This window comes from Amycolatopsis sp. lyj-84, from assembly GCF_046549075.1.
GTDB lineage: Bacteria > Actinomycetota > Actinomycetes > Mycobacteriales > Pseudonocardiaceae > Amycolatopsis.
In genome coordinates this window covers 49,267-65,840 of sequence record NZ_JAJPWO010000017.1, presented here as the reverse complement: position 1 = coordinate 65,840, position 16,574 = coordinate 49,267, and the positions used below count along the sequence as shown (strand labels likewise).

Sequence of the window (16,574 nt, the reverse complement as noted above, 5' to 3'; positions counted from 1 at the left end):
CAAGTCACGACGGCGGCGCGTGAAGGCTCCCTTTCCTCGGCTCAGCCGAGGAAACTCGACCTTCGCACCCTCCCAAGTACAGGAAGGACCCCTTCGCTGCGCTAGACGCAAGGAAGGGGTCCTTCACGTACTTCTGAACGCGCCGGTGGCAGGGGCGTGTATCCAGGGGCAGCGATCGGGCACCTGATTGCGAGGGCGTGAAATTGCCCTTACGGGTGAACGAAGCTCGGCACCAACGGCGGTACGCCGACTCGCCCGTCCGGTCTAAAGTGCTCGTGCACTTAAGCCTTGGGGAGGGCGCACATGGCCGACGCGGGGAGCCCGTGGCCGCAGGAGATCCGGCTGGCGATGACCATGGTGGGCGGGGCGAGCCTCGCGGTCTGGATGGGCGGGGTCGCCACCGAGACCTCACATCTGCTGCACGCGTCGAGAACGCCGGAATCCGAGGGGCCGTACCGCGCCCTGCTCGATCTGCTCAACGCCACGGTTTCGCTCGACGTGCTCACCGGCACGAGCGCGGGCGGCATCAACGCGGCGTGCCTCGGGCTGGCCGAGGCGTTCCGGTCGAGCCCGCAGGTGCTGCGCGACACGTGGATCAGCACGGGGTCGCTCGACAACCTGATCCGCGACCCCGGCGAGAAGGAACCGCGCTCGCTGCTCGACGGCGACAAGGTGCTCCTGGCGGATCTCAAGGACGCGCTGCACCGCATCACCGACAAGGCCACGGTCAAACCGGACTGTCCCGACATCACCGTGCTGCTCACCGGCACGATGATCGACGGCGAGACGACCAGGTTCGACGACGCGCTCGGGAACCTGGTGCGGGACACCGAGCACCGGCTCCTCTTCCGCTTCGATGGTCCTTTGTGGACGGATGATGTCGTGGGCCCGCTCGCGCTCGCGGCGCGCTCCACCGCGTCGTTCCCCGGCGCGTTCGAACTCTCCCGGATGCCGATCGGCGAGAAGACCGGGCCGCTGCATCCGGACATGACCCGGTACACCGACGTCACCCGGTCGCATTGGCTGACCGACGGCGGCGTGCTGCTGAACAAGCCGCTGCGCCCGGCGTTGCGGGAGATCTTCGAACGACAGTCGCATTCCGACGTCCGGCGGCTGCTGCTGTACGTGGTGCCGACGGCGGAACGCGAAGCCGAGCGGGTCGAGGTCGATCCGGACCGGCCGCCGCTGCTGGGCAGCGCGATGAGCAAGGTCGTCGGCACCGTCTTGAGCCAGACGATCAGCGCCGAGCTCGAGGATCTGACCCGGCACAACGACGCTGTCGTCCGAACCAGGGGAACTCGCGTTTCCCTTGCCTCGATGGGGGTTCGCGGCGGTCCGGACGCGCTGGTCGACCAGCGGCTGATGAACGACTACCGCGATCGGCGGGTCCAGGAGGACGCCACCGCGCTGGTCCGCGAGGCGACCCGCAGGCTCTCACTGTCCGATGTGGAGGATCCGGGCCGTCAGTGGGCGTCCGGCACGGCGGCGCAGCTGCGCGCGGCCGCGGCGGAGGGACTGCGCGACGGCCTGCCCACCGCGCCGCCGAAGGACACCTGCGAACTCCAGGACCTGGTGGCCTTCCGGACCACCGCGCTGGACGATTCGGTCGCCACCGGCCTCCAGCTGGTGAACGCGGGCTTCCGGCTCGACCCGGCGCCGGAGCAGGCGGTGCAGCTCAACCGCTGCCGCGTGCTGCTGCACGAGGCGCGGCACAAGGCCGCGCGCGGCGAACGGCTCGCGGGCTGGGTCACCGAACAGGATCCGCCGGACGCCAAGGTCACGCTCGCGGCCTGGATCGAGGGCCTCGCCAAGAAATGGGCCGCAAGGGGCCGGTCGGACACCCTGAAGGAGGCGTGGCCGATCGTGGTCGCCGCGCTCCGTCAGGCGACGCCGATCCTTTTGCCGCTGGCACAGGCGAAACCCGACACCGAAGCCGCCGACACGGTCACCACGCTGCTGGCGTGGACCGGGCTCACCTCCGGCGACGACAGCGCCGGCGACTCGGTCGTCACCTCGCGCCTGGTGCGCCTGCACATCGCGACCCGGGGGCTGCTCGCGCAAGCGCCCTCGGTCGACCAGCGGGTCGACCTCGTCCAGGTGAGCGCGGATTCGCGGACGCTGATGGACATGAAGCGGCGCCGTTCGTGGGACAAGCTCACCGGCATGCAGGCCGACTACTTCGGCGCCTTCTACAAGGCGTCGTGGCGCGCGAACGACTGGATGTGGGGCCGGGTCGACGGCGCGGGCTGGCTGATCCAGTGCCTGCTCGATCCGAAACGCCTGCGGCTGCTGCGCGACGTCGTCGGGCGGGAGGCCTTCCGCAAGCAGGTCCGGGAAACGTTCGAGAAGATCGGATGGCGGCGGCCGGGCACCGAAGACGGCCTGTCGCAGGAAGAAGCGGAGTCGTTGCGCGCGCAACTGGCCGGTGAACTCGCTTTCCTCGGCCTCGACGGCGAACTCGGTGACGTGGAGAAGGAAACCGAGCTCCCGATCAGCATGCCGGTGACGGCGATGGTGCTCGCCAGGGTCCGCCAAGCGCAGATCGCGCGCGAGGAACTGCCCTGTGTCGGCCTCCACTGTGGACACGACGCGAAAACGGCCAAGGGGAACGGGAAACCGTCGGAACGGTTCCGGAGGCTGATCGAAAACGAACCGGAGACCGACGAACAGACCCAGCGCGCGTTTCAGGCGTGCCAGGTCTCCGGCGAACGGTTCGACCACGAACGCGGGACGATGCTGCTGACGAAGACGCTGGTCAAGGCGGGTGCCGCCGGGATCAACGCGGCCGCGGGGGCGACCAGGGTGCCGAAATCGGTCCAGCCCGCCGCGACCTTCGCCAAGGCCGCGAGCCGCAGCGCGTGGTGGATCACACGCGGCGCGGCCACCCTGCCGTCCCCGTGGAACGTGCTCGCCGCGCTGATCACCGTGCTGGCCGGGTTCGTCATCGGCGGCCAGGGCGGGCCCGTCCTGCAGTGGGTCGGCGTCCCGGTGGCCGCGGGCGCCATCGTGTTCCTGGTGGTCAGCCTGATGACGTTGCGCAAAACGTGGCGGATGGTGCTCACGGTGCTCGCCGTGCTGGTGGGAGCGGGTCTGCTGTTCGCCGCGTTCCTGCCACCGGTCCGTGATCCGCTGTTCGGCTGGCTCGGCGGCGTCGTCGCGGGCTGGCGGCGCGGCGAGGCGCCGGTCTGGTGGCTGGTGGTCTGTCTGCTGATTCTGCTGCCCGCCGTCTGGACGCCGCTGGGTTCCGTATTCCGGCGGCGCCACCGCCGCTGAACCGCCGAATTGTGGCCTGGTCCTGCGACCGAGTGGTAACGGTTGGTATCGTCACATCCAGTGAGACCGCGACGAAGCGGCCTTACCCACCAGTGCTGCGCTTCAAACGTTACCGTTACCTTTGTCACGTGTGTTTCAGGGTTGTTGCAGGTAGCCGCGTTGCCGCCGCCGCGCTGATCTGACCGCGCCCGAATCCTCCGGTACGTTTCTTGGACATGTCCGGAAAGCACTTGATCGAAAACCCGACCAAGGCAGACGGTGCCGCGCTCTGGAGAATCGCCCGCGATTCGAAGAAGCTCGATCTCAACACGCCTTACGCCTATTTGCTGTGGTGTCACGATTTCGCCGACACCTCGGTCGTCGCGAAAGTCGACGACACCCCGGTCGGCTTCGTGATCGGGTATCGGAAGCAGGACACCGGCTTCGTCTGGCAGGTCGCGGTCGACGCGTCCCAGCGCGGAAAAGGCCTGGCCGGGGCACTGCTCGACGAGCTGTTCAGTCAGCTCACCGCCCAGGGTGTGCGGTACCTCGAAACCACGATCACGCCGGACAACGAGGCTTCGATCCGGTTGTTCGCCTCGTTCGCCAAGCGGTGGAACGCCACTTTGGAACGCCGGGATCTGTTCACCGCCAAGGATTTCCCGGCCGAGGACGGAACGCATGAGCAGGAGGACCTGTACCGAATCGGTCCGCTCAGCAGTCAATAGAACGTAAATCCGGGGATCCCAGGGAGAAAGAAAACGTGATGAGCATTTTCGAGGAACTCGAATCCGAAGTACGCAGTTACAGCCGTGGCTGGCCCGTGGTGTTCGACCGGGCCCAGGGGAGCTACCTGTACGACGAGGACGGCAAGGCCTACCTCGACTTCTTCGCCGGTGCCGGCGCGCTCAACTACGGGCACAACAACCCGGCGCTCAAGCGGGCCCTGATCGACTACATCGCCCGTGACGGCGTTACGCACGCGCTCGACATGTTCACCGTGGCGAAGCGGGACTTCCTCGAGACCTTCAAGGAAAAGATCCTCGCGCCGCGCGAACTCGACTACAAGGTCGTCTTCCCCGGCCCCGGTGGCGCGAACGCGGTCGAGGCCGCGCTGAAGCTCGCGCGCAAGGTGACGGGCAAGGAATCCGTCATCAACTTCACCAACGCCTTCCACGGGATGACGCTGGGCGCCCTCTCGGTGACCGGCAACTCGATGAAGCGCGGCGGCGCCGGTGTCCCGCTGGTGCACGCCACCCCGATGCCGTACGACAACTACTTCGACGGCTCGATCCCGGACTTCCTCTATTTCGAGAAACTTCTCGAAGACTCCGGAAGCGGCCTGAACGAGCCCGCGGCCGTTATCGTCGAAGGTGTGCAGGGCGAGGGCGGCATCAACGCCGCGCGCATCGAGTGGCTCAAGGCGCTGGATGATCTGTGCAAGAAGCACGGCATCCTGCTGATCCTCGACGACGTCCAGATGGGCTGCGGCCGCACCGGCCCGTTCTTCAGCTTCGAGGACGCGGGCATCAAGCCCGACATCGTCTGCCTCTCGAAGTCCATCGGCGGCTACGGCATCCCGATGGCGCTGACGCTGATCCGCCCGGACCTCGACGTCTGGGAGCCGGGCGAGCACAACGGCACCTTCCGCGGCATCAGCCCGGCGTTCGTCACCGCGACGGAGGCGCTGCGCGTCTACTGGAGCGACGACGAGCTGGAGAAGTCGACCAAGGCCAAGGGCGAGCGCATCGCCGCCGCGTTCCAAGGCATCGTCGAGGCGTACCCGGACGCGAACCTGTTCGCGAAGGGCCGCGGCCTCGCCAGGGGCCTCGAGTTCGCCAACGGCGACCTCGCGGGCAAGGTCTGCGCCGCCGCGTTCGAGCGCGGGCTGCTGATGGAGACCTCCGGCCCCGACGGCGAGGTCATGAAGCTGCTGCCGCCGCTGACGCTCACCGACGAAGAACTCACGAAGGGCCTGTCGATCATCGACGAGTCCATCGCCACCGTCCTGAACTGACCGCCCTCAACCGAGAACGAGAAGGAGTTTTCCGTTGCTTGTCCGAACACTCGACGAGGTCACCGACACCGACGCCGACATCAAGACCCCGAACTGGCGCAGCAAACGCATCGTGCTCGCCAAGGAGGGCGTCGGTTTCTCGGTGCACGAGACCACGCTTTACGCCGGGACGGTCAACGATTTCTGGTACGCGAACCACATCGAAGCGGTCTTCATCACCTCCGGTGAAGGCGAGCTCGAGAACACCGCGACCGGCGAGATCTTCCAGCTGAAGCCGGGCACGTTGTACCTGCTGAACGATCACGACAAGCACCAGGTCCGGCCCAAGACCGAGATCAAGTGCGTCTGCGTGTTCAACCCCCCGATCACCGGCCGCGAGGTCCACGACGAAAACGGCGTGTACCCGCTCGTAACCGAACCCTAAAAATCGCTCGAGGAGGCGACTGCATTGACGCTGACCGACACCCGAGTCGACGACAGCTACCCGACGCGTGTCACGGGCAAGCCCGAACACCTGCCCAGGACGCACCCCACCGTCTGGGGCGGCGAGGCCGACGGTCCCATCGACGCGGCCACGCTCGCCAACCACGAAACCCGTGGTTACACCGTCGTCGACCAGCTGTTGTCGCCTGGCGAGATCCAGACGTACTGGCAGGAACTCGTCCGCATGTCGTCGGGGGACCACCGCGACGACGAGCGCGTCATCACCGAGGCCAAGACCGGTGAGGTCCGCTCCATCTTCGACGTCCACGAGACCAGCGAGCTGATCGCGGAGCTCGTCCGCGATCCCCGCGTGCTCGACCGGGCCCGGCAGATCCTCGGCTCCGAGGTCTACATCCACCAGAGCCGCGTGAACTACATGCCCGGCTTCAAGGGCACCGGGTTCTACTGGCACTCGGACTTCGAGACCTGGCACGCCGAGGACGGCATGCCGGCGCCGCGCGCGGTCAGCTGCTCCATCGCGCTCACCGACAACTACCCGTTCAACGGCGGGCTGATGGTGATGCCGGGTTCACAGCGGACCTTCGTCCAATGCGCCGGGGAAACCCCCGAGGACAACTACAAGAGTTCGCTGAAAGAGCAGCGGGTCGGTGTTCCCAGTGAGGAAGACATCACCAAACTCGCCGCCGAATACGGAATCGACCAATTCACCGGACAGGCCGGTTCGGCGCTCTGGTTCGATTCGAATGTGATGCACGGTTCGTCGAACAACATCACCCCGTACCCGAGGTCGAACATCTTCATCGTGTTCAACAGCGTCGAGAACGCGCTGCGGGAGCCGTTCGCCGCGATCGAACCGCGCCCGGCGTTCATCGCCGGCCGCGACTCGACACCCCTGTCGCGCTGACGAACCCGCAGGTAGCGAAGGCCATGACGGGGCGCCTGTAGCCGACGGTGTGCGCCCTGTTACGTTGTCGCCTACGTGAGCGGGCCAGTGGGCTCGCTCACGTAGGTGTTGTCGACGGACGAACGGGTTCTTCGCTCGGGGTGAGCCCACCCGGACGGACGTGGACGCCGATGTCCGGTGTGGGTCGCGCCCCCAGGCGGCCCAAATCGGACATCCCCCGGCTCCGTGCCATCAGATCGGGACTGATGGCACGGGGCCTTATTTTTTTGCCGGGTAGGGCAAAGATGGTGTGGTACGCGCGATCCACCGGGCACCCCGCTCCGCTGTTCCCAGTCTCATGTTCCCAATGTCGCATTTGAGACGCTCAGCGTCTCAAATGCGACATTGGGAACATCGGCCGCGGAGGACCGCGAGCCACTGCTCACGATCTGTCACCGCCGGCCACGCGAACTGCCTGTTGAGCGCGCGAGAGGTTACCCAGGGTGAGGCTGTGTGGAAATAGGGACGTTCAACGTCCCTATTTCCACACAGCCCTCGCGTCGCCGGCGGTTCGGCTGTCGTGATCGGACCGGTCATACAGGGACTGGGCGGACGTCACAAAGGTTATTTCCGCGCGCTGACGAAGACGTTTCGCAGGGCGCCAGATGGTGGTCAAGCTGCGGCTTCGTGGTCAGGGCGCCCTACAAAACGTCTTCGTGGGCCTTCGGCCCGAAAGAGGGCGCGCGGGGTGAAGTCTCCCCGTCGCGCTGGCGCGCTTCCGGGGAGACGAGTCCGCCGGTCACTTGCCTTCGGGTTGCGTGAGCGTCCGGGATTCCGAAGCCCCCAATGTGGCATTGGGGGCATGGGGGGTCGCCGCCCGCTATGTCTCTCTTCCCTCGCGTTTTCTGGTTGGCGGCGTCTTCGCGCGGTAGGTTGGCTACTCCGGTAAGGGGAGAGATCGGGGGAGGGGGTTTGTCATGGGCGAAAGCGGTTCCCCTGCCCGCTTCCAACTCCTCGGTCCCGTGCGGCTCCTCGATGGCGAACGGCCGGTCCCCGTCGGCGGTCCCGGCGTCCGCGGACTGCTCGCGCTGCTGGCCCTGAAAGTCAACAAAGTCGTCGGGCTCGACGAGATCATCGACGCGCTCTGGGGGCACGACCCGCCCGCCACCGCCCGCACGATCGTCCACGGCAACGTCTCCCACCTGCGGCGCGTGCTCCGGGACATCCAGGGCGACCATCCGCGCGGCGCCCAGATCCTCACCGCGCCGCCCGGGTACCAGCTCACCGTCGAACCCGGCCGGATCGACGTCCACCGTGCCCGGTCGCTGCTGGAGCGGGCGTCCACCGAAGACCCGGACAAGGCGTCCGAGCTGCTCGCCGAGGCCCTCGCGCTCTGGCAGGGACCGGCGCTGGCCGGAGTGCCGGGGTCCGTCCGCGCCCCCGAACTGGAGGACCTGCGGCTCGCCGTCCACGGTGCCAGGGTCGACGCGGATCTCGAACTCGGCAGGCACGCGGAACTGATCGTCGAGCTCAGCCCGCTGGTCCGGGCCAAGCCGCTCGCCGAACGCACGGCCGGTCAGCTGATGCGCGCGCTCTATCACGCCGGGCGCCGCGGTGACGCGCTCGAGCTCTATCGCACGGTGTCCCGGGCGACGCTGCGCACGCTCGGCGTCGAACCCGGCGCGGATCTGCGCTGGCTGCACGAACGCGTCCTGAACGACGACCTGCCGGTCAAGGTCGTCGAGGACGCGAAAGCTGAAGCGCATCCCGTCCAGCAGTTGCCGCCCGCCGTGCCGAGCCTGGCCGGGCGCGAGGCCGATCTCGCCTGGCTCGACGATCTCGCCGAGCGGGCCGAAGCGGGCGAGACCGCGGTCGGCGTGGTCTCCGGGACCGCGGGGATCGGCAAGAGCAGCCTGGTGGTGTGGTGGGCGCATCGCGCCGCCCGCCGCTTCCCCGACGGCATCCTTTTCGCCTCGCTGCGGGGTTTCGACCCGCAGCACCCGCCGCTGGAGCCCGCCGATCTGCTCACGCAGTTCCTGTTCGGGCTCGGCGTCCCCGCCGACGGCATCCCCGAGCAGGTCCACGAACGCATCGCCCTCTACCGCTCGATGATCGCCGGTCGCCGGATGCTGGTGATCCTCGACAACGCGCGTTCGGCCGATCAGGTGCGGCCGCTGCTGCCGCCCGGCTCGCGGTCGATGACGCTGGTGACCAGCCGCTCCAGGCTCGACGGACTCGCCGTGTCCAACGCCGCCAAACTGCGTGTCCTCGGCACGCTCGCGCCCGGTGACGCCGTCCGGCTGATCGAGGAACTCGCCGGGCCGGCCGGATTCGACCTCAACCACGCGCTCGCCCGGCTCTGCGGTTATCTCCCGCTCGCGCTGCGGATCGCGGGCGCGCGGCTCGCCGCCAGCGCGCAGTGGTCCGCGCAGGACCTGGTCGACGAACTCGGCAACGAGCGGACGCGGCTGGCCGCCCTCGACGTCGAGGGCCCCGACGACGGGGTCCGCGCGGCGTTCGACGTCTCGTTCCGGGGGCTTCCCACCGACGTCGCGAACACGTTCCTGCGGCTCGGCGTGGTCCAGGTCGTCTCGGCCGGTTCTCATCTGACGGCCGCGATCGGCGACATCACCGTCGGCGAGGCGCGGCGGCATCTGCGGGTGCTCGCCGCGCACAACCTGCTCGCCGAAACCGGCCGCGATTCCTTCGTGCCGCACGACCTCGTCCGGCTTTTCCTGCGTGAGCTGGCGGAGAACGAACTCGACGAGGAAGACCGCGAAGACGTGCTGTCGCGGTCGGTGCGGTTCTATCAGGCCGTCGCCGACCGGGCGCGGCGGAAGATGCTGCGGATCGTCGACCCCCTCGACTTCACCGACGCGCTGAGTGACGCGCAGATGCCGCCGCTGAACTCCTTCGCCGAAGCGCAGGACTGGTTCACCGCGGAATGGGCGAACCTGCTGGAGGTCCTCGAAGCCGCCCGTGCCGGCGGGCGCCACGACGACGTCTGGCGGCTGGCCAGGGTCGCGCACACCTATCGCGCGGTGTACCCGTTGCTGGACGACTGGAAGCGGCTGGTCGAGATCGGGCTGGAGGCCGCCGAGCGGTCCGGTGACGTCCTCGGCCGGTGCTGGATGCTGATTTCGCGCTGCGCCATCGCGCTCACCTTCGAACTGCCGCAGGGCTGCCTCGCCGACGCCGAACGCGCGCTGGAACTCGCGAGCGCGATCGGCGACAACCGGCTGATGGTCTCGGCGAACATCCATCTCGGCTGCGCGCTGACTCTCCTCGCCCGGTACGACGAGGCCATCGCGACGCTGCGGCAGGCGGTCGAGGAGACCGACCGGACCGGAGACCTCGAACTGCGCGGGCAGGCGCTCAACAACTGCGCGGAGGCCGAAAAGCGGGCGGGGCGGTTCATCGAGGCGATCGGGCACCAGATCGCCTCGCTGGAGATCGACCGGACCCTCGGCGACGAAAGCTACGTCGTCGTCTCGCTGAACAACCTGGCCGAACTGAGCATGAGGATCGGCGAACTCGCCGCCGCCGAGCGATACGTCTGGGAAGCCGTCGACCTGACGATCAGCAGGCGGTTCGTCCTCCAGGAGGGCGTGCTGAGGCTGACACTGGGCAGAGTGCTGCGGGCCGGGTCGGATGTGGACGGTGCCCGCGAGCAGTTCGCGATCGCGCTGAAGATCCTCTCCGACGCCAATCCGAAGCTCGCCGCGCTGGTCCGCGCGGAACTCACGGACCTCGGCGAAGGTCCGTGAGTGATCCTTAGCGGATTCTTAGTGGCCTCGCCTCTTGCGCGCGTAGGGTCCGTTTCAGCGTCGATCGAGCCCTAGGGGAGGGGCATTCGGTAGGGATCGGCGCTCGGGCGGACCCTTCGGGATCCGTTTGAAGAGCCGCCAGGAGCGGCTCGTGGCGGTCCGGCCGGTGGAGGTGGGGGCGATACCGGCCGGCCGCCAGGCGGCCTTCCCGCATTCAGTCCTCTGGATGCGGTGGTTGCGCGTGCAAGTACCGCATCCAGAGGACCGAACGCGGAGATCAGCCGGTGCTCGCGGTGCACAGGGCGATGGTCTGGCCCTTGTTTTCCGCCACCTTCTTGCCGTTCACGAGGATCGTGCAGGCGATCTGGTTGCTGACCGACGAGTTCCGGGTGTCCGCGGTGACCGTGAGCATGTAATCGCCCGAGTTGAAGGACGCCGTGCCGCGCCATTCGTCGGTACTCGCCGGAGTCGTTTCGGTCCGCTGGTCGTTGAGCGCGCCGAACCGGACGGTCGCGCCGCCGGACGCGCTGACGACGAACTCGACGGTGTTCTTGTCCCCGGAGACCGCCGGGATGTGCAGTCCCGACTGACCAGTAGCAAAGAAGTTGGTGTAGACCAGTAACCCGGTTGCGGCCAGCAAACCGGCGAGGGAAAGCGCGAGCCCCGCGACGCCCATTCCCTTCTTGTCCGCTTCGCCCTTCTTGATTTTGGTCAAACCGATTACGGAAAGAATCATTCCGACTACGGCGAGCGGCCAGGCGGCGACCCCGGCGACCGGGACGAAGGCGACCACGAGTGCCGCGAGTCCGACCAGGAAACCGGCGATGACCAGGCCGTTCTTGGGCTTTCGGTGCCGGGTCCCGTGTGTGGCGAACCCCGGGCCGTAGCGGGTGGCGGGCGGGTGCGGGAGAGGTGGATCGGTCGGCATACGTGCCCTTTCGGAGGCTTCCGTCCGAAGACGTTAACCCATCGTTCGGGGCAATGGCCGAAATTGTTACCTGCCGGAAAAAGTCATTATTGAACGATGATCATGCGGTTATCGATATTTTCTGACGAGAATTGTGGCATCGCCGAATGTCGGAAACCCGATCACTGATCGAACAGACTGACTTCCGGGGTGATCTCCAGCAGTTCGTGCACCGGGCGGCCGCGGCGGCCGTCGATGGTCGTGGTGCGCACGACGCGCAGTCGCGCGGTGACCGGCCGGTCCAGGTTCTCCTTGATCTCGTCGAGCAGATCCGGCGCGACCGCGCCCTGGATCGTGCCGCCCGACTCGCGTTCGAGATAGAAGATCCGGCGCCGGGTGCGGACCCCGTCCAGCCTGCCGCTGACCGTCTCGTAGCCGACGGCTTCCCGCGACTCGCGCAGGCTCCCGGACAGGATCCTCGCCTGCTCGGTGGTCATGCTGCGGGTCAGTTCCTCGCCCGCGGTCGGGGTCAGCGCCATGCCGATCCCGGCGTGCTTGCTGACCGCGTTGACGATGTCGCTGACCGCGTTGCGGACGGTGTCGCGCTGCAGCAGCACCGCGTCCAGCGCGCCGTCGTCGGAGCCGTTGGCGGGCAGGAAGTCGCACAGTTCCTTGACCGCGCGCTCGGACAGGGACTCGATCCCGTCGTGGATGAGCGCGTCTTCGAGTGCCGGCTCGGGGAAGCCGAAGAAGATCGCGTTGCCCGCCTGGCCGCGCTGGATCAGCGGGGCCTTCTCCCGGTCCGCGGGCTGGACGATGGTCACCTCACCCGACGGGTTGCGGATGATGTGCCCGATCTTCGCCGTCGCGTCCTGCAGCGCGCGGCTGATGTCGGAGAAGGTGTACGCGTCGAGATGCGACTCACCGATCACGGATACGCGAAGCAACGGCGAACGGGACGTCCGCTCGAACTTCGCGTACGCGGCCATCGCCGACGCGCGGGCGAGGTCGTCGAGCCAGGTGCCGCCGGGGATCTCGTCGGCGATACGCCGGAATTCGTTCCTCACCAGATCACTTCCGGAATTCCCCTGCCACCCGATGCCCACACTTCTTCCCAGATCTCCTCGTCGCCGGGGCGGCAGAGGAAGCCGTCGAGCATGCCGCCGACGGGCTGGACCTGGTCGAGATACATGGCGGGCTGGCCGACGATGACCCCCCGCAACGTCAGCAGCCCGTAGAGCGCCGAGCGGCCCGTGTCGTCGAGCCGTTTGAGCGCGCCCCATTCGTCGGGGATCAGCACCACGTCGAGCCCGAGCGGCGCGTGCGGGGTCCTGGCGGTCAGATCTCCGCCGATCCACGCGCGGCCGGTCGGCATGATCCGCCGGGCGACCCCCAGATAACTGTTCAACGCGCTGAACAGGATTTCACGGTCGTTCTGGTGCGGTGCGTCGAAGACCAGCCGTTCGTAGACGTCGGCCAGATCGGCGGGGTGGCGGCCCGGAGGCAGCAGGTTGTGCGGCGTCCAATACGGGAGCGCCAATCGGAGCCTCCTTCGTGTGCCGGAGCTCTCGATCGAAGAAACGTACCCGGCGTCACGCTCACAGTGCGTAGCCGAATTTACCAGGCGAGTGTCAGCCGCCCTGCCCCGGCCGGTGTTCGGGCGCGCGTCCGGCGGGCGGCCAGTCCTCGTCACTCGGCCAGACCGGTTCGGGTTCGCGGCCGCGGTCGCCGTTCCGGCCCGCCGGTTCCGGTTCCTTCGGGCGGTAGGCCCGCACCGGTTCCGGGGTCAGCTGCCCTTCGCGGTGACCTTCCGCCTCCTGGTCGTACGGCTCGTCGTCGCCTTGGATCCGCGCGGGCGGGATGAACTGCGTCTGTTCGGTCGACAGCAGCTCGGGCACGGGCTCGGGGTCGGGCACGGCCTGGAGCCCGGTGGCGCGTTCGGGCTCGCGGGCCGCCGGTTCGGGAGCCGGGCGCTCACGTCGTTCGCCGCGCATCATCAGCCAGGTGGCGCCGCAGCCGAGGGCGAAGGAGATGAGCAGCCAGAGCCAGATCTGTCCGAAGAGCCAGAGCATTCAGCCATCACCTCTGTTCTGCCGTGATGTCGACGCGGCGGCCCTCGCCGTTCGCGCCGTCGGAGGTCCTGCGTTGGGTGGAGTACGCCTGGTCGCGTTTGACCCCGTTGCGCTCCAGAAGCCGCTCCACCGTCAGTGCCCGGCTCATCGAGAGCTTCCTGTCCGAACCGGTCGCCACCTGCCCGGTGATCCGGAACCGCACCCCGGCGGGCGCGTCCGTGAGCAGCTTCGCGATCTCGAGCGCGCCGCGCTCGCCGTCCGCGGTCAGTTCGGTGGTGTCCGGCTCGAACGTGATGGGGGTGGCCGCCAGCAGGCGGTCGATCTCGGCCTGGAACCCGGCCTTGTCCGTCGGCTTGGCCGACGTCGGCGCAGGACTGGACGGCGGGCTCGACGGAGCGGGCGACGGGCTCGGTGGCTCGCCGCTGGTGGTCACCGGGCCGGTGGGCGGGGCGGTGTCACCGGAGATCTCGACCGTGCGGACCCCGTCGATCCGCTGGATGGCGTCCATCGCCTGCGCGGCCTTGTCCGGCGGGAAACCGGCGAGGCTCGCGTCGCGGCCCGAGAAGCTCACCTGACCGCCGGAGACACCGACATCGGCGAGCGCGTCCTTCGCGCGCGCCGAAAGCTCGGCCTCGATGTCATCCGAGGCCGACCAGACGGAAATCGCCGTCAAGGCGAGCGTGACCAGCAGCGCTGTAGGCAGCAAGCGGCTCCAGCGTGTACCGGGCATGAAGGGACTGTAAGCCGGGTTCGGCCGGTTAGCGAGCCGGGTTTTACAACGTCCGGCGCAGTGTCAGGCGGCCGTTGGGGTGAATCCGCGGGGTGTCGCCCGCCCGCGGTCGATCGTCTTCAGCAGGTGGTGCGTGTCCCTGGCCTGCGGTGTCGGGTGCGTGGCCGGGGCGAGGTGCCCGCTGGGCGCGCCGCCTCCGGCGTGGGGTCAACGGAGAGGCGGGACATAACCCTGTTGAGTGACATCGAACGGTCCGGCGGGGCGAGGAGGGTGTGAGTGCCGAGTCGGTGCGGCTGGTCGTGAGTGGCGCTTCGGGCTATCGAGGGGAAGGTCGAACGTGTCGTGTTCGGGCGACGATCACGCGTGATCCGGCCCCAATCACGCGTGTCACGCCTTCGCTCACCTTGGGTCCAGCCACAACGTCGCTTTGAAGTACGTGATGGCCACCTTCATTGCGTCTAGCGCAGTGGAGGTGGCCTTCACGCGCGGCCGCTGTGGCTGCTGGTGCGTGTGGGGCGAAAGTGGCGGTCGTGGCGATCATGAAGGTAGTGAAGTCCTCCATCACTACGGTCAAGGTAGGCAAGGGGCCCTTCACGGCCCTCACGACCAGCTGTACCGGCGCGAGACCGCGGCTCGTTCAGCTCGCGTGGTGGTGGATCTCCCGCGCCGCTCGCAGCTGTTGTTCGGTCGGGAGGGAGACGGCCGCGGACTCGATCTGCTCCAGCGGGAGCAGCGGCGCGAGTTCGGGGCGCTTCGGGGACAGGCCGTCGCCCATGGACTCGCCCTTGAGCTGACGCCGGATCCACGGCAGCAGGTGCGCCTTCGTCCACTCGAGGTCGGAGCGGCGCGAAGTGATCCAGGTACTCGGCTGCTCGGACGCCGGCCACGGCTCGCGCCAGTCGTCGGCGACCGGGACGCCGAGGACCTCGGCCGCGCGCAGCGCGATCCGCCGGTGGGCCTCGGGGGTGAAGTGCAGCCTGTCGTCGCTCCAGGCGCGGCGGTCGTGCAGCGGGCCCATCGCCCACATGTCGACCATCTTCGCGCCGTGGCGGTCGGCGATCGCCCACAGATGCGCGTTGTAGATGCCGACCTTGCCGCGCAGGACGTGCATGACGGACAGGTACTTGGTGTCCGGCCCGTTGAAGATGAGCACCGGGATCCCGGCATCGCGCAGCTTGGCGACCCCCGCCTCCAGCCGCGCGGCGACGGCGTCCACGTCCGCGCCGGGCACGATGATGTCGTTGCCGCCCGCGCACAGGGTGACCAGGTCGGGCTTCACCGCCAGGGCGATCGGCAACTGCTCTTCGAGGATCTCGTCGAGCATCTTCCCGCGGAGGGCGAGGTTCGCGTACTGGAAATCGGGCCTGCCTTCGGCCAGGATCTCCGCGAGCCTGTCCGCCCAGCCCCTGAAGGTGCCGTCGGGCAGATCGTCGTTGAGTCCTTCGGTGAAGCTGTCACCGATCGCCACGTAGCTGTCGAATCCGTACACGTTGGGTCCCCTTCCGTCCGTGTGCCCCCGGTTGGTACTTGTACACCACAACTAACAGCTGAGAGCGCCCCTGCAATCCCACCTGAGCGAAACCGGTGGTTCAGCCCGTTGACACAGTCTCTTATTTTGTCGGACGTCCATGCATCCCCATTACCGGGATGTACACTCCTGGGCTGCGGAGATTCCCCTCAAGTGGGTGTGAAACGGACAGGGTGTGTGGCGAACGTCTCCCCGCCCGGGTGTCCGGGGTCATGGATCCGGCAGGCTGTAAGGGTGACCTACCGACCCCCGCGCGAGTCGCTCGCCCAGATCCTCGGCGGGCGGCGTGGCGCCATCGACGCGAGTATCCCGCCGGCGGCCTTCGTCGTCGGCTGGCTGATCGCGGGCCAGTCGATCGCCTGGGGCGCCGGAGCGGCCATCGGGGTGGCGGTGCTGCTCGGTGCGTACCGGGTCACACGCGGTGACAAGGCCCGCGCCGTCGTCGTGAGTCTCGCCGCGGTGATCGCCGCCGCGCTGATCGCCCTGCACACCGGCCGCGCCGAAGACTTCTTCCTCATCCAGCTGCTGTCCAATGTGGCCAGCGCGCTGCTGTGGGCGGCCAGCATCGTGATCCGGTGGCCGTTGCTCGGTGTCGTGGTCGGGCTCGTCATCGGCCAGAAGACCCGCTGGCGCCGTGATCCCGAACTGCTGCGCGCGTATTCACGGGCGAGCTGGGTGTGGGTCTTCCTGCAGTACACGCTGCGAGTCGTCGTTTACGGCTCGCTGTGGTGGAGCGGGCAGGTGGTCGCGCTCGGCATCGCGCGGACGGTGCTGTCCTGGCCGCTGGTCGCGGTGACGGTCGCCGTGAGCGGCTGGGTGCTCTACCGGACGCTGCCGCCGGAACACCCCGGTCTGCGGGTCGTGGAGGACGACGGCGACGCGGGTGCGGCGGGAAAGAACCCCTCCGGCTCCGAGCCCGACGGGCTACCCAGGACATAAGGCGGCCCCCGGCGAGGGGGGAGGGTCCGGGGGCC

13 protein-coding genes are annotated in these 16,574 nt (G+C 68.1%); 7 read left to right on the top strand and 6 right to left on the bottom strand.

Annotated elements, in window-relative coordinates; translation table 11 throughout:
• The first annotated feature begins 303 nt into the window (after positions 1-303).
• From ACLJRM_RS37360 to ACLJRM_RS37335, 6 genes are all read left to right on the top strand, one after another.
• A complete protein-coding gene (locus ACLJRM_RS37360) occupies positions 304-3,273 on the top strand; it encodes a patatin-like protein (RefSeq protein WP_410665752.1) in 2,970 nt (989 codons plus the stop codon).
• Positions 3,274-3,488: 215 nt separating this feature from the next.
• Positions 3,489-3,980, top strand: coding sequence for a diaminobutyrate acetyltransferase (gene ectA / locus ACLJRM_RS37355; RefSeq protein ID WP_101610966.1), 492 nt, complete (start codon positions 3,489-3,491; stop codon positions 3,978-3,980).
• Positions 3,981-4,018: 38 nt separating this feature from the next.
• A complete protein-coding gene (gene ectB / locus ACLJRM_RS37350) occupies positions 4,019-5,269 on the top strand; it encodes a diaminobutyrate--2-oxoglutarate transaminase (RefSeq protein ID WP_101610965.1) in 1,251 nt (416 codons plus the stop codon).
• Between the two features lie 34 nt (positions 5,270-5,303).
• The gene (locus ACLJRM_RS37345; protein WP_101610964.1) at positions 5,304-5,693 is read left to right on the top strand and encodes an ectoine synthase; all 390 of its coding nucleotides are present in this window, start codon (positions 5,304-5,306) and stop codon (positions 5,691-5,693) included.
• Positions 5,694-5,717: 24 nt separating this feature from the next.
• The gene (thpD, locus tag ACLJRM_RS37340; RefSeq protein WP_410665751.1) at positions 5,718-6,617 is read left to right on the top strand and encodes an ectoine hydroxylase; all 900 of its coding nucleotides are present in this window, start codon (positions 5,718-5,720) and stop codon (positions 6,615-6,617) included.
• Between the two features lie 956 nt (positions 6,618-7,573).
• Positions 7,574-10,363 carry a BTAD domain-containing putative transcriptional regulator gene (locus ACLJRM_RS37335; RefSeq protein WP_101610962.1) on the top strand — a complete coding sequence of 930 codons (2,790 nt, stop codon included), beginning with the start codon at positions 7,574-7,576 and terminating at the stop codon, positions 10,361-10,363.
• Positions 10,364-10,640: 277 nt separating this feature from the next.
• Here ACLJRM_RS37335 and ACLJRM_RS37330 read toward each other — a convergent pair whose 3' ends face one another.
• The 6 genes from ACLJRM_RS37330 to ACLJRM_RS37305 form a co-directional block, all read right to left on the bottom strand.
• On the bottom strand, positions 10,641-11,291 hold the full coding sequence (locus ACLJRM_RS37330; RefSeq protein ID WP_101610961.1) for a hypothetical protein: 651 nt from the start codon (positions 11,289-11,291) through the stop codon (positions 10,641-10,643).
• Positions 11,292-11,452: 161 nt separating this feature from the next.
• Positions 11,453-12,337 (bottom strand): hypothetical protein, encoded by an 885-nt coding sequence (locus ACLJRM_RS37325; RefSeq protein WP_101610960.1) that lies wholly within the window; start codon positions 12,335-12,337, stop codon positions 11,453-11,455.
• Entirely contained in the window at positions 12,334-12,810 is a 477-nt protein-coding gene (locus ACLJRM_RS37320; protein WP_101610959.1) for a DUF6932 family protein, read from the bottom strand. Before ACLJRM_RS37320 ends, ACLJRM_RS37325 begins: the two co-directional genes overlap by 4 nt.
• A gap of 91 nt (positions 12,811-12,901) precedes the next feature.
• On the bottom strand, positions 12,902-13,342 hold the full coding sequence (locus tag ACLJRM_RS37315) for a hypothetical protein (protein WP_410665750.1): 441 nt from the start codon (positions 13,340-13,342) through the stop codon (positions 12,902-12,904).
• Positions 13,343-13,349: 7 nt separating this feature from the next.
• Positions 13,350-14,072, bottom strand: a complete 723-nt coding sequence (locus ACLJRM_RS37310; protein ID WP_233222935.1) for an OmpA family protein — start codon at positions 14,070-14,072, stop codon at positions 13,350-13,352.
• Positions 14,073-14,709: 637 nt separating this feature from the next.
• Positions 14,710-15,561 (bottom strand): SGNH/GDSL hydrolase family protein, encoded by an 852-nt coding sequence (locus ACLJRM_RS37305; RefSeq protein ID WP_101610956.1) that lies wholly within the window; start codon positions 15,559-15,561, stop codon positions 14,710-14,712.
• A gap of 273 nt (positions 15,562-15,834) precedes the next feature.
• Here ACLJRM_RS37305 and ACLJRM_RS37300 point away from each other — a divergent pair, with 273 nt between their 5' ends.
• Positions 15,835-16,539, top strand: coding sequence for a DUF3159 domain-containing protein (locus ACLJRM_RS37300; RefSeq protein WP_410665749.1), 705 nt, complete (start codon positions 15,835-15,837; stop codon positions 16,537-16,539).
• Positions 16,540-16,574: the final 35 nt, after the last annotated feature.